This window comes from Amycolatopsis solani (assembly GCF_033441515.1).
Classification (GTDB): Bacteria; Actinomycetota; Actinomycetes; order Mycobacteriales; family Pseudonocardiaceae; genus Amycolatopsis; species Amycolatopsis solani.
This window is the reverse complement of sequence record NZ_JAWQJT010000002.1, coordinates 2,632,567-2,646,241: the sequence shown is the minus strand read 5'-3', so window position 1 is coordinate 2,646,241 and position 13,675 is coordinate 2,632,567. Positions and strand designations below refer to the sequence as shown.

The following is a 13,675-nucleotide window of genomic DNA, read 5'->3' as shown; positions in this document are numbered from 1 at the left end:
TCCCAGGTCAGGCGGCCTTCTCCGCCAGAACAGCCGTTCCGTGGGCACGTTTGCCCAGGTCGCGCCGTACGGGTTCGAATCGGTCTTCCTCCGTACGCTGGCGCCAGCCCTACGGCTGCCGGCTGGGCCGGAGGGTGATGACCTTGAACAGGCTGCGAGCGTTGCGCTCCTCGCGGAAGGCCCAGCCCGGGGCGATTCCCTTCTTGCCGGTCTTCAGGTCGAAGTCCTGGACGCGGTACCACGTCCCGTCGGGGGCGCGCCGCTCCAGTACGAGATCCGGGATGGTCTTGCGGGCCTCCTGGCCCACTGAACCGCCGGGCACTGCCTCGCCGTTGATGGTGAAGGGAACTTCAACGCGAAAGCGGTATTCGTCAGCGTATTCACCGAGGATTTCCGTCGCGTCCCGCATCACCGACTCCTCGAAGATCGCGTGCTTCTGCGTTCCCGCATTGGCCATGCGGATGCCCCACAGCTTCTCGTAAAGACGATGTTCCTCTTCTTGCAACCGCTTCAGCCTTTCCGGGTCGCCAGTCCCGGCCTTGACCTTGGCAGCTTCCGCTTGGCGCGGGGGGATCAAGGCTTCGGCCTCCGCCAGGATCCTGGCTTGGTTCGCGAGCTGCCCCACGGTGAAGCCGGGTCCGTTTGCGTACTCGACCTCCGTGTCGTCCACACGTTTCTGGAGTTCCGGCAGGATCCGCCAAAGGACGGGAACCGCTTCTGCCGCCCGATCGCGGTTTCGGTGTTTGCGGGTGTTCTGGGCCTGGTTCTCGTCGAGATAGGCCTCGACGTCGGGCAGTCCAGCGCCGGCGGACCAGACCGGTGAAGCGAACCGGGCTCGGGGGATGTCTGTGATCGAAGGCCCGAGGAGAGCGGGCAATGGCATCGGTGCCGGCCGTGTGATCGCTTCCTCGGTCGCAAGGTCCGTCGATTCCGATGGCACCACCGCAGCGGGCAAGCCCGGCGAGGCCGGTTCGGTTGGCACGCCCCACGGGGTGAGGCGCGGATCGGGCAGGTCCCAGTCGCCGGGGACCGGGCTTCCCGGGGCGACCGGTTCGGTCGGCACGGCCAGCGGCGTGAACCGCGGGTCGGCACGAGCCCAATTGTCCGGGACCGGGTCTCCCGGGCCCCTCGGCCCGCTCGGCACGGCCCACGGTGCCAGCCGCGGATCCAGCACGCGCCCGGCACCCGGAATCGGTTCGCGCCGGCTCGGTGCGGGGTACCGGTCTGGAAGCGGGGGTATCCGCGGCTCAACCGTGCCCGCGGACGGCGGCGCATCCCCGGGCTTCGGCGACGGTTCCGCGTCACCCCGGCCATCCCCCATCGCCTCGGCGATCACGCCGGTGCCGGCGACACCGGCCACCAGCGGAGCCGCCTTTCCGTATGCCGGGCCGTTGCTCCCGGTCACCCCGCCGCGCAGAGACCGGCCCGCTACGGCCGGGGGCAGCACGTCGGCGCCACCTGCGGGGACGCCCTTCGCCGCGGTCGACGTCACTTCCTCGACACCCGCGAACGCCGACGGCGCCGACGTGATCCCCGGGCCCGGCACCGCGCGGGCGCCTGCTGCCGCCGGCACCCTCGTGCCTTCCGCCACCCAGGCGACGCCTTGCCGGGCCGCGTTGGCCCGGCTGATCAGGTTGGTGGCATCGGCGACCTCCCCGAGCGCTCTGCCGCCCTTCGCGGCTGCGCCGGCCGCCTCCACCACACCTTTCACGGCCACCGGCAACCGTCCACCCGGCACGAAGGTGAGCGCGGCAGCCCCTCCCTCCGCGGCGAATTCGCCGCAGTTCTCCCCCGAGCCGAGGCAGTCCTTACCCGTGCCGTAGGCGTTGCCGGCCCCGAAAGAAGCCACGTCCGAAATCAACGCTGCCGTCCCGGCCGCCGCTTGCACCGCGTCCAGCGGGCTGCTGCCCGCTTCGCTCCACTGGTGCTTCGAGTCCCGGAGGTTCCGATCGAGCTGGGTCTCGGGGGCGAACACGGTGAGGATCCGCCCGTCCTCGGTGGGCGACCAGGTCGAGGTACCGCCCTGCTCCAGCAAAGTCCGCAGCTCCGGCGACAGCCGCTCTTTCGACAGCGCCACCCGCCGGCCGGTGCTGTCGACACCGACCGGGACGCCGCCGGGTTCCCCTGGCACGTTTTCCCACTTGCTCACCTCGACGGTGGCAGGCACCGAGACCGCTACCGGCGTCTGGGAATGGACCGGCATCGTGTAGTTCACCTTCGGTGGCGCCGAGGAGGGTTCGACGCCGGCATCACGAACCCGCTCCCACCCGGTCGCTTCCGCGTTGTATTCGTCGGCGAACCGGCTGGTGGTCTCCCACGCGGTCAGCGACCCGGTGACTCCCTCGTTGCGGTGCGCCGCGTACTCGTAGGCCTTGCTCCTGGTCGCGGCGGCGTTGTGTGCGGCCACGTCGTGCGCCGCTCCGGACCGATCGGCCTTCGGCTGCGGCATCGTCAGCAGGGGATCCTGCTCGGCCTCCGGGCCGGGGGTGGCTTGCAGGAGTGGCTGGAGCGTGGCTCCGACACCGCCGTCATCAGGCTTCGCCGGCCGGTCAGGTTCTTCCCGGCGCGGAGACTCGTCGTGCGAGCCGGTCTCGTCAGCTCGCTCCTTGTCGCGCTGCGGTTTCTCTTCGTCCGCGTGATCCGGTTTCGACTTCGCGGACTCCACGTACTTGGTGGCCGAATCCGCGATTTTGAGAAATCCGCCGCCGGGCACCACCTTCGCGGCCTCCACCACGTTCGTCGACGGCTTGGCGGGCGCCTGCTTGCCGTCGGCGTCCACGGCCACCGGCTTCGCTTGCGCCGGCGCCGCGGCCAGTATCCCGAACGCCACCGCCAGGAATCCGCCCGACATCGCGTACTTGAGCGCGTTCCCCACCGGTGCCCCGGTCTCGTCGTCCATCGATGACTCCCCTCTGCCGTGGCGGAACCGCCGCCGGGCACAGGCTGGGGCAAGGCGGTTCAGCAGTGGTTCATCGTCATCAAAACCTCAGGTACCACCCGGCAAGGTGAGCGGCACAGAACCACGGATAGAGCGAAGGTGTCGCAAATGCACTTCCACGTTCTCGGCCCGATCGAGGTTCGCTCGAACGGCGCCCTGCTCCGGATCAAGCCGGGTAAGCCGACGAAGTTGCTGGCCACGCTGCTGCTGCACCGCAACACCTGGGTCAGCATGGACCGCCTGATCGACGTGCTGTGGCACGACCGGACCGTGCCGGCGTCGGCGTCGGGCAATGTGAAGTCCTACGTCTGCGGCATGCGCCACGCGCTGCCCGAAGCCCGCATCGACAGCCACGCGGGCGCGTACCGGATTCGCACCGGCCTCGCCGAGGTCGATGCCGACCACGTCGCCGAGAGCACCGTCGACGCGCGGATCGCCCTCGCTCACGACGAGCCCGGGCGCGCCGTCAAGCTGCTCACCGAGACGCTCGCCCTCTGGCGTGGCACGCCGTTCCAGGATCTGGCCGGGGAAGTCCGGGCGCCGGAGACCGCGCGGCTCGACGAAGTGCGCTGGGAGCTGCGGGAACTGCTGGCCGAGTCCTACCGCGCGCTCGGCCGGTCCGCCGACGCCATCGGGCTGCTCAGCGCCATGACCTGCGATGACCCGCTGCGCGAGAACGTCTGGGCGCGGCTGGTGACGGTGCTGCACGAGACCGGACGACGCGGCGCCGCGCTCGCCACCTACCGCCGCGCGCGCTCGGCGATCGTGCGTGACCTCGGCATCGAGCCGGGTGCCGAGCTCGCCGGGGCACACCGCATGGTCCTGGAGCGGGCCTGAACCCCGGTCAGGAGCGTGCGGGGGTCGAGGGCCGCGCGCAGGCGGCGCAGTCCGCGACCGGCCAGGCCGCGCCGGACCGTCGCGACCGCGGCCCAGGCCTGGTGACCCGCTTGCGGGCCGGGAGCGGCGCCCGACCACAGGACTTGGTCCACGGTGACGCCCAGCGCGCGTATTCCGTCCGCTATGGACGGATAACCGACACCGTGGGCGGCCGCGGCCAGGTCGCGAGCCGTCATCCCGGCCGTCCACGGGACACCGTGGTCACGGAGGTGGTCTCGGACCTCGAGCCACGCGCCGAGCACCGCGCCCACACCCGCCCGGCGCCGTCGCCGCCGTGACCGGACGAACTTGGCCAGCGGAACCCCCATGAGCCCGGCCGGCACCAGCGCCGCAAGCCCGGCGAGGAGCCAGAGCACCGGGAACGAGCGATCCGCGGCACCCGCGCCGCCGGTGCCCTTGACCGGCGCGACCGGTGCGTCGTGCAACTGCGTCGCCGGCGGCAGCTGGGCACGTGCCTGGGCGGTGGCGCCGGAGAGACCGGCCGGGCCGCCGAGCCGAGTGGCCCCGGCCGGATCCAGCGGCACCCAGCCGGCGCCGGCGACCGCCACCTCGGGCCAGGCCATGACGTCACCGTTGCGGACGGTGTAGCCGCCGCCGGCGTCCGGGGTGGCCGGGCTGCGGAAGCCGACGACCAGGCGGGCCGGGATGCCGACGATCCGGGCGAGCGCGACGTACGCGGCCGCGAACTGCTCACTGGTCCCACGCCGGGTCTCGAACAGGAACTTCCGCAGCTGTGGCCAGGCGTGGCCGCTCGGCAGGCCGGGCCCCGCGGCCGTGCGGTAGCCCTCGCGGAGGAACCGCTCGAGCGCCAGCGCCGCCCGGAAGCTCGGGCTCAAGCCGCCGACGGCGGTACGCGCCACCGCCTCGACGTCCGCGGGTACCTCGCCGATCGCGCCGAGCCCGCCCGGCGCCCGCTGGTCGATCGCGGCGGACGCGAGGTCCGCGGCCGGGACCTGCGGTTCCCACCAGCTCAGCCGGTACTCGCCCGTGGGGCGCGGCAGCCACAGCGAGCCCTGCGACTCCTCGACCAGCGGGTCGGCTCCGCTGACGGCGGCGGGCCAGGTCTGGCTGGGCAGCCACGGCCCGCCGAGACCGTCGAGCCGGATCGTCGCCGTCCGCTGCCGCGAAGGCACGCTCACCGACGCGCTCGGCGGCAACTCCGCACCGAGCCGCCGGTAGTGGCCGCCCGGCGTCCAGTTGACTCCGTCGAAGGTGTCGAGCACGACCACCGGCCACCGGTCGGGACGCGCGTCGCCGCGGACGGAAAACATCGGAACGCCGGGGTGCTCGAGCCGGTTGGCGATGTCGTCCAACGGCCCGGCCACGCGCCCGCTCACCTGCGCCGGCTGGTCCTGCTTCAGCGAATACGCCCGGCCCGGACCGGGGAGCAGCAATCCCGCCGCAACCGCCGCGGCGAGACCGAGCAGCACCACCGGCACGGCCGACGCGAACGACGGCACTCCCCGGCTCGCCGCCTTTTCCCCGCCCGAAGGGTTCACGGCGAACAACGCACCCGCGACAGCCGCGTAACCCAGCCCGGCGGCCACGGCCGCGAGTCCCGCGAGCGCACCGTAGAGCTGGCTCACGACGACCACCGCGAGACTCGGGATCAGCGCCACCACCGGCTTCCGGGAACGCCGCACCAGTTCGATGCCGAGCACCCCGGCCGTCAGGGTCAGCAACGGGACGAACAGCAGCTGGTCCGGCGACGGCCGCGCCGGCCAGGTCGACTGCAGGGTCCGCTGCCACGACTCGGTGATCCCGGACGCCAGCGCCGCGAACGTCTCGCCGGTCGGCAGCCCGGCCGCCGTCGTCGGGTAGAGCACGGTCTCGACGACGGCGGCCAGTCCCGCCACGAGGAGCAGCAGGGGGCGCCACGCGGCGAGCACCTCGGTACGCGCGCACAGGCGATCGACGCCGGCCAGCACCACCGCGGGGACCAGGATCGGGGCGAGCAACGCCGTCAGCCCGAACATCGGCGCGAAGAACAGGCCCGCGACGGCGGCGAGCAGCACGCACAACGCGCTCGACCGGCCGGGCATCACACCACCTCGTTCCACCGGCGCACGGCGTTCGCCGCGCTGTCGGCGCTGAGCACGCGTGCGCCCGGGATCACCGGCGGGACGCCGCCGGAAGCCAGGTTCAGGACGAACAAAGCCGAATATCGCGCGCGCAGCCCAGCGAGACTTCCCGCTCCCGACGTCACGACCGTCAGGCAGCCGCCCTGGTGCGCGGCGGCAGACAAAGCCGCCGGCACCAGCGCCTGCCCGGCACCGGAGTCCTGGCGTACCCGGCACAGCTCGTCGAGCAGCTGCCGGACCGCGAGCGGGCCGCCGGCGGTCGCGAGGTCGACGCCGCCCGAAGTGACCAACCTGCTGTGGTGCCCGGCGGTGGCGGACGCGGCGAGCAGCGAGGCCGCGAGATCGACGGCCTCCTCGAAACCGGCCGGCGGCAGCACGTCGCCGCGGGTGTCGAGCAGCAGGGTGAAGCGCGGCTGCTCCGGGTCGGCGTAGTCGCGGACCATCAGCCGGCCGGTCCGGGCGGTCGCTTTCCAGTGCAGGTGCCGGATTTCGTCACCGGGCTGGTACTCGCGGACGTCGCGCAGGTCGAGCGAGCCCCGCAACGAGTCGTCGGTGGTGGCGCCGTCGTGGTGGTGCCGGGGGAAGCCGCCGATCAGGGCGCGCGCCGGGTACGTGCGCGGGTGCACCCACAACGTGACGGTCCCGCCCGCCGGATGCCGGTTGCGGGCGAGGCCGAAGGGATCGCCACGCTGCAGCGTCAGCGGCCCGACGGTCATCGGCCCGCGGGTCCCGGTCGGAAGCTCGTACCGGTACGTCGCTTCCGCCCCCTCGGACAGTGCCCGCACCTGGACCGTCCGGGTCTTCCCGCCGGCGTGGTCCCACGCGGACAGGCCGGGCTGCGGCCGGCCGGCGACATTGCGGACCCGCAGCTTCGCCAGGGCCGGGCGGCCTCGCTCGACGCGGTCCGGGTAGACGACCCGGGACACCGCCACGCGCGGGGCGCGGGCGGTCACGGCGACGGCGGCCGGCAGGGCGCCGAGGCCGATCGCGCCGAGCACGCGCAACAGCGGGTACCCCGCCCACTCGGCCGCGGCGACCAGCACCACGGACACCACGAGGACGGCGACGCCGCGCGGGGTCAGCCGCATGGGTCAGCGGCCCGCGTGGTTCATCGCCGGAGCCGGCGTCGTGGCCAGGACCTCGGCCACGACGTCGGCGGCGCCGACCCGGCCGAGCTCGGCCTCGGCGGTGAGCACCAGCCGGTGCGCGAAGACCGGCACGGCCACGTCCTTGAGGTCGTCCGGCGTGACGAACCCGCGGCCTTCGGTCGCGGCCATGGCCTGGGCGGCGCGCACCAGCGCGATGCTCCCGCGCGGGCTCACGCCGAACCGCACCGCCGCGTGTTCGCGGGTCGCGCCGGCGAGCCGTGCGGCGTACTCGACGACCGCCCGGTCGAGGTGTGCAGCACGGACCTCGGCGATGACGTCCAGCAGCGTCGGGACGTCGACCACGGCCGGGAGGTCGTCGGGTGACACGCCGGCGCAGTCGCTCATGATCACCATGACCTCGGCGTCGACGTCCGGGTAACCGACGGACAGGCGCATCAGGAACCGGTCGAGCTGAGCCTCGGGCAGCCGGTAGGTGCCCTCCATCTCGATCGGGTTCTGCGTGGCGACGACGAGGAAGGGCCGCGGGACGTCGTGGGAAACGGCGTCGGCGGTGACCCGCCGCTCGGACATCACCTCCAGCAGCGCCGACTGGGTTTTGGGGGTACCGCGGTTGATTTCGTCGGCCACGACGACGTTCGAGAACACCCCACCGGGGTGGAAGGCGAACCGCTCGTCCTTCTGGTGGTAGACGGTCACGCCGGTGATGTCGCCGGGCAGCAGGTCCGGGGTGAACTGGATCCGGCTCCAGCTGCCCCCGATGCTGCGGGCCAGGCACCGCGCGAGCGTCGTCTTGCCGAGGCCGGGGACGTCCTCGATCAGCAGGTGCCCTTCGGCGAACAGCGCGGCGACGGCGAGCCGGACCACTTCCGGCTTGCCGCGGATCACCCCCTGGACGTTCCGCGCGATCAGTGCGTAGACCTCGCCGGCCTTCGCCTCACCCATGGTTCCCGACCTCATCTCTGTCGCATCCGGCCGACCGTAGCCGCGACCTCCGGGGACCGGTCCCGACGGCTCGTCAGCCGATGAACTGCTACGGCCTGGGCGGCCTGACGAAGACCCGGATCCTGGTGCCGTCTTCGATCCGGTAGTCCCCCGCCTTGTTGCCGCGCAGGTGGTTGCCCAGGGCAGCGCCCGAACCCTGGTTGTCCCTGGGGGAGATGTGCCGGACGCTCGCCCCCTCGCCGCCTTCCTCGAACACCGCCTGAGGCCACTCGTCGCGGTGTTTGAGCGGCTTGCGAGGGACACCACGCAGCGACGCCTTGCGGCGGGCCTTCGCTCCCGGCCGGTCCACTGTTGCGTCGTACCGGTACTTTCCCTTCGCGTTGGGCTTGAGGTTGTCGATGATGTGCTGGGCGGACTCCGGGTGTGCGGTGCCGTCGATCACGGTGCGCTTGAGATTGACCTTCGGCCGCCCCGCCGCCGCCTTCGATTTCGGTTTCGGTTTCGCAGGCACGGCGGCGGCTCGGACGGCCCTCATCGGCTTGCCGGCGACCGGGATGTGCGCCGTGGCCTCCTCCCAGTTTCCTTCGACTCCGTAGAGGACCGCGTTGGCGCCCTCGGCGGCTTGTCCCACGACTGGGGCGTAACTCCACCCTTCGAGAGCGCCGTGGGCGATGTCGCTGAGGGGCTTGGGGTTCTCCGCGACAGCGTCTCCACATTGGACCGAAGTTTCACTTCCCGGAGTCACGTCCGATGGCCAGCCTCCGCAGGCCCTGATCGGGTCGGCTTCGGGCGCCTCGGCGTTCTTCCTGTCCTGTTCGCGTCGATCGGCTTCGACCTTCGCCGCATGCTTGCCCGTCGCGCGTTCTCGCTGCCTCTCCGGAGACCCGGCGTCAGCGGCCGTGCGCTTGTCGTCCGCGTCCTGCTTCCGATCGTCCTCGGACGAGTTCTCCTTGTGCTCGGCAGCCTTCCTCGACTCGGAATCCTGCTGCTCCGCCTTCTTCCGCCCCTGGGCCCGTTGTTCCTGCGTGCTCGGGGAGTCGGCCGCCTTGCGCTTGTCGTCCGCGTCCTGCTTCAGGTTCTCCGCGGGTGAGTTCACCTTCGGCCGTTGGGCCGTCCGCTTGTCCGCGGCGTCCTGTTTCGCGATCTCCGCGGGCGTACTGGGACGCGGCGGCGGCGGAGCCGGTGCGGCCTCCGCCGACTGCGCCCCCAGCACTCCGAACAGCGCGGCGGCCCCCACCCCGAGGCCGGCCGCGACCACACCCCTGATTGCCTTGTCCCTCGTCATCGACGACCTCTCCCCTCGTCTGCTGCTATTCCCGCGCTGTCGTGGAACGATCGTGCATTTCCTCCGCCAGCGAGCTGCCCATCAGGCCGCCGAAAACACCCGCGGCGACGCCGATGACCAGACCGAGTGGCGACGTGGCGAGCACGCCGGCGACGACGCCGAACACGAGTGAGCCCGACACGCCGCCGATTCCCGTCACCGCGCCGAGGCTGAGCGGTGGCCTCGGCTCGAGCGGTGGCAGGTAATAGGTCTCGGTGGCTTCCTCGCTGTGCTCCCGCTCCGGAACCGGCGCCTTCTGCCCGAACCACACGTGGCCCGGGATCACGATGTAGTCGGCCGTGGTCACGGCCTCACCACGCGTCCGCGGAGACGGTGCCGTTGGTCGACGTCGCGGTCGAGGTCGACGACACGCCGCCGGACGAGGCGGACGCGGTCTTCGTGACCACCCCGTCGTGCTTGCTGTGCGTCCGCTTCACGTGCTTGGTCTCCCGCGCGGGCCCGTCGTCGCACGGCTTCTTCCCGGTCTTGGCGCCGGTGCGGAGTTTCTTGAGGTCCGTCTCGGCCTTGCCGAGCGTGTCCCTGGCCTTGACCAGTGCCTTGCCCGCCTCGTCGAACTTCTTCTCCGCGTCCCGGACGGCCTGGTGCGCGACGCCGACGGTCTTGACGGCTTCGTCGATCTGCCGGACGTCGTGACGCTCGACGACCGGCGTGGCGGTCTGGACCGCGGCTCGCACGACGTAGCGCGTGGTCGACGCGTCGACCTTCTTCTGCACCGCCGACGAACGGGTCCGCGGTGCCGTCTTGGCGTGTTTCGCGGGCTGCTGCTTCGGCAGGACCGGCCGGGCCGCCGCCACCGCCGGACGGTGCGCCGCCGCCGGCACCAGCTGCTGCGGCCGCGGCTTCGCCGGCCCGTCGACCGTGTGCTGCGGCTGGGCGAGCTTGCCCTGCTGGGCCGCGGCGGCGGGCGGAACAGCTTGCTTCGGGAGCGGAGCCGCCTGAGCGGGCTTCACGTCCTGGCTTTCCCGGCCGTCGTCGCCGAGCGCGCTCGCCGTCGATGCCCCGATCGCCGCGGTGGCGAGCCCCGCCACCCCGTAAACGGCGGCGCGCTTGAGATTCCGCTTCATTCCCTCACCTCGCTGGTCATCGGCGACCGGTCGCCGCCACCGGAACCACAATGGCCGCAGGAGGTCCAGCACGAGTTCAGCCGCGATACATTCGTGCTACGGAGGAAAATGTTCCTAGAATGGGACCATGGTGGACACGGAGCACGGCGAACTGGTGCCGCTCGGCGAAGGCCCGGTCGCGCGGGTGCTGGCGGGGGTGGACGGCACGACCGGGGAGGCGTTCGCGCTCAAGGTGTACCCGGGAAAGCTGGACCGCCGGACCCGCGCCGAACTCGACGAGGAACTGCGCGCACTCGCCGGGTTGCGCGAGCTGGGGACCGCGCTCGTGCCGGACGAGGTCCGGGAACTCGCCGACGGCCGGTGCGGAATCCGGATGGAGCTCTGTGCGCAGTCGTTGCCGGAACTGGTCTCCGCGTTCGGGCCGCTGTCGATCGCCGACGCACTGGCGCTCGGCGAAGCCCTCGCCTCGACGCTCGCGGAGGCGCACCAAGCCGGGCTCGTCCACGGCGGTGTCACGCCGGGCAACGTGCTCTTCCGGCAAACCGGCGCCCCGGTGCTGGCCGACTTCGGTTTGACCCTGCGCCAAGCCTTTCCCCGCGACCTCGAACGCGGCGTCGAACACCTCGCGCCCGAAACCGTGCGCGACGGAACCCTCGACGAACGCACCGATCTCCACGGCCTCGGCGCGGTCCTGTACCTCGCGCTGTCGGGACGGCCGCCGCACGAGAGCCGCCCCGGTGAGCCCGCGGACGCGGTGACCCTGCGGGTCCTCGGCGGCGACGTTCCCCCGCTGGACCGGCCCGGCCTCCCCGCCGGCCTCGCTGCTCTCGTTTCCTCGCTGCTCGCCGGAAATCCGGCTGCCCGGCCGATCGACGCCGCCCTCGTCCTCACCCGGTTGGGCGCGCTGACCGGCCCCGGGGACCCCGTGCCGAGCGAAGTCGTGTTCCCGCCACGCCCGCCCCGCGAGCTGGTGGCCGAGTACGGGCCCGCGACCGCCGCGCCTCGGAAGCGCCGCACCGTGCTGACCGTCGCGGCCGTCGCGGTCGCGGCCGCGCTCGCCGTCGTCGCGGTGGCCGCCTTGACGAACCGGCCCGAGGAACTGAGCGTGCCCCCGGCCCCGGTGCCCGCGAAGGCGCCGCCGGTGGCCGCGCAGGTCGAACTCGCGACGCCCGCCGACCACGACACCTATGTGGACCTCAGCTGGCGCAGCAGCACACCCGGCCTCGACTACGCCGTCGTCGTCGCCCCGGAGGGCAGGCCGAACCACGTCGAGTACGTGCGACGCGAGACGAGTCACCGCGTGACCGTGGAGCCGTCACTGAAGTACTGCTTCGTCGTCCAGGGCACCGACGGCCCGACAACGGTCCAAAGTGGACCGCAGGGCATCCGCGACGCGCGCTGCAAGCAGTAGGCGCCGGGCCGCGCGCGCCCGGCTCAGTCCGGCGGCCAGGTGTACCTCGCGGACGAGACGCCGTTGTCCGAGGTGACCCAGACCTGCTTGCCGACCGCGCCGAAGTCGAACGCTTCGAAGGTGACAGCGCCGTTCGCGTCGGTGGTGAACGAACGGCCCTCGTTCGAGTAGGTACATCCGCAGTGCGGGGTGAAGTGGTATTCGGTGTTGGGCGCGAAACCCTTCACCACCACGTGCATCTTGGCGCAGTCCGGTGCCGAACACTCCGAGGGATCCGGCTCGTAGGTCCCCGTCTTCCCCCGGGTCACGGTGATCGCCGGCTTCGGGATCGCCGGGCCCGTCACCTTCGCCGTCGCCGGAGTCCCCCGCCCGGCACTGTTTTCCGCGACCACGGTGACCGTGTAGGTGATCCCCGCGCGCAGCCCGCGGATCACCGTCGACCGTGCGGTGCCCGGCAGATCGGCGGCCCCCGCTCCGGCGCCGGACGACGGCTGCCACGTCACGTGGTACGCCGTGACCGCGGCCCGGTTGTCGGCCGCCGCGCCCCAGGTGACGTGCGCGTCACCGCCCTGCAACCGCGCGACCAGCCGGGCCGGGATGCCCGGCGGGCTCGGCGGAATGGGTTTCTGCTGCTGCGTCACCGGAGGATCGGTCTTGCGCACCGGCGGAGGCTGCTTCGGGCCGTCCGCCCGCACGTCGGGCTGAACCGGCGGTTGCTGCGCCGGCGGTTGCTGGGTAGGCGGCTGCGGCGAGGTCGCCGGAACCGGCGCCTTCTCCGCGGTGACCGGCACCTGGCTGACCTTGCCGTCCGGGTCGACGACCAGGACGTGTTTGCCTTCCCCGCCGTCGACGTAGACACGCTTGTCGTCGCCGCGCACCAGTTGCGGGGTGCCCGACTCCGGCGGGATCGCCGTCGCCTGCCGCCGGGTGCCGTCCGCGCCGTAGGTGAGCACGGTGTGGCGGGTCAGATCGAGGAGCACGACCGAGGACGCACTCGCCGTCGGGTTCGAGTAGACACCGTCGGGCAGAGCGACGTCGATCGGCTGGGCCGGCGCGCGCCCGGCGTCGAGCACGCCGGCGTCGAGCAGGGACAGCTGCCGCTTTTCCCGGTCCAGCACGGCGATCCGGCCGTCGGCGTCGGCGGGAGCGATCTGCGCCGCGGGCGAAAGGTCCTTCCCGATCGCCACCGGTTCACCCGGCTCGTCCCCGGACACCCGCCGGATCGTGTCGGTCGTCGTGTCGACGAACACCGCGCGGTCACCCGCGATGCTGAGCCCGCCGGTGTGCCCCGCGCCGAGGTCATCCCGGCAGGCCACCGTGCCGGAATCCTTCGCCAGCCGGCACAGCGCGCCGGAATCGAGGCGGTTGAGCCAGAGCGTGCCGTCGGGGGTGGCGACCGGAGCACCGACCGGACCGCCCGCGGGCAACGCGGTGAGCCCGCTGCCGAGGCGGACCACCTGGCCGGCTTCCCGGTACACCAGGTAAGGACCGCCGGAGGCCTCCACGAGCGCCGGCCACTCGCCCGACGGCGGGGTCAGCGTGCCGTCGACCGACAGGTCGGACTTGCCGAACCGGACGATCGCGGACTTGCCGATCACGTACCCGCTGGTCGGGCCCTGCACCACCTGACTGCCCGGTTCGAGGCCGGCCACGGGCACCTGGGCGTCCACGCTCTTGGCCGAACCGTTGACGAACAGCACGAGATCGAGGGCCGGGCTGGCGATCCAATGCCCGGCCTGCGCGAGCTCCAGCCCGGGCAACGGCGAAGCACCCCCGGACACGGCCACCCCGATGAACACCGCGCAGACGCTGACGAGCGCCGTCAGCGGGAACCGGCGGCGTGCCTTGGCGAACACGTTCCCTGCTCGGGTTCGCATCGAACGTGACA

General features: G+C 72.4%; 10 protein-coding genes. 2 read left to right on the top strand and 8 right to left on the bottom strand.

The features are described from left to right. Nucleotides 1–109: 109 nt before the first annotated feature. Nucleotides 110–2,899: a hypothetical protein gene (locus SD460_RS32640; protein ID WP_290058274.1), complete on the bottom strand. Its 2,790-nt coding sequence runs from the start codon at nt 2,897–2,899 to the stop codon at nt 110–112. Nucleotides 2,900–3,046: 147 nt separating this feature from the next. On the opposite strand from SD460_RS32640, the gene SD460_RS32635 reads away from it, so the two are divergent. Next, nucleotides 3,047–3,775 carry an AfsR/SARP family transcriptional regulator gene (locus tag SD460_RS32635; protein WP_290058275.1) on the top strand — a complete coding sequence of 243 codons (729 nt, stop codon included), beginning with the start codon at nt 3,047–3,049 and terminating at the stop codon, nt 3,773–3,775. Here SD460_RS32635 and SD460_RS32630 read toward each other — a convergent pair. The 6 genes from SD460_RS32630 to SD460_RS32605 all read right to left on the bottom strand — a co-directional run bounded on the left by SD460_RS32630 (nt 3,679) and on the right by SD460_RS32605 (nt 10,376). Beyond that, nucleotides 3,679–5,877, bottom strand: a complete 2,199-nt coding sequence (locus tag SD460_RS32630; RefSeq protein WP_290058276.1) for a transglutaminase TgpA family protein — start codon at nt 5,875–5,877, stop codon at nt 3,679–3,681. The genes SD460_RS32635 and SD460_RS32630 overlap by 97 nt on opposite strands. Beyond that, the gene (locus SD460_RS32625) at nt 5,877–7,004 is read right to left on the bottom strand and encodes a DUF58 domain-containing protein (protein ID WP_318307187.1); all 1,128 of its coding nucleotides are present in this window, start codon (nt 7,002–7,004) and stop codon (nt 5,877–5,879) included. The genes SD460_RS32630 and SD460_RS32625 overlap by 1 nt, the downstream gene beginning before the upstream one ends. Nucleotides 7,005–7,007: 3 nt before the next feature. Beyond that, nucleotides 7,008–7,967, bottom strand: a complete 960-nt coding sequence (locus SD460_RS32620) for an AAA family ATPase (RefSeq protein ID WP_290058278.1) — start codon at nt 7,965–7,967, stop codon at nt 7,008–7,010. An 88-nt stretch (nt 7,968–8,055) separates the two neighbouring features. Further along, nucleotides 8,056–9,252: a NucA/NucB deoxyribonuclease domain-containing protein gene (locus tag SD460_RS32615; protein ID WP_290058279.1), complete on the bottom strand. Its 1,197-nt coding sequence runs from the start codon at nt 9,250–9,252 to the stop codon at nt 8,056–8,058. 25 nt (nt 9,253–9,277) lie between these two features. Beyond that, nucleotides 9,278–9,598, bottom strand: a complete 321-nt coding sequence (locus SD460_RS32610) for a hypothetical protein (protein ID WP_290058280.1) — start codon at nt 9,596–9,598, stop codon at nt 9,278–9,280. Nucleotides 9,599–9,602: 4 nt separating this feature from the next. After that, nucleotides 9,603–10,376, bottom strand: coding sequence for a hypothetical protein (locus tag SD460_RS32605; protein ID WP_318307186.1), 774 nt, complete (start codon nt 10,374–10,376; stop codon nt 9,603–9,605). Nucleotides 10,377–10,503: 127 nt separating this feature from the next. Between SD460_RS32605 and SD460_RS32600 the strand changes: the two genes are divergently transcribed. Beyond that, nucleotides 10,504–11,787, top strand: coding sequence for a serine/threonine protein kinase (locus SD460_RS32600; protein WP_318307185.1), 1,284 nt, complete (start codon nt 10,504–10,506; stop codon nt 11,785–11,787). 23 nt (nt 11,788–11,810) lie between these two features. Here SD460_RS32600 and SD460_RS32595 read toward each other — a convergent pair whose 3' ends face one another. Continuing rightward, complete coding sequence (locus SD460_RS32595; protein ID WP_318307184.1) at nt 11,811–13,664, bottom strand: fibronectin type III domain-containing protein; 1,854 nt, start codon at nt 13,662–13,664, stop codon at nt 11,811–11,813. Nucleotides 13,665–13,675: the final 11 nt, after the last annotated feature.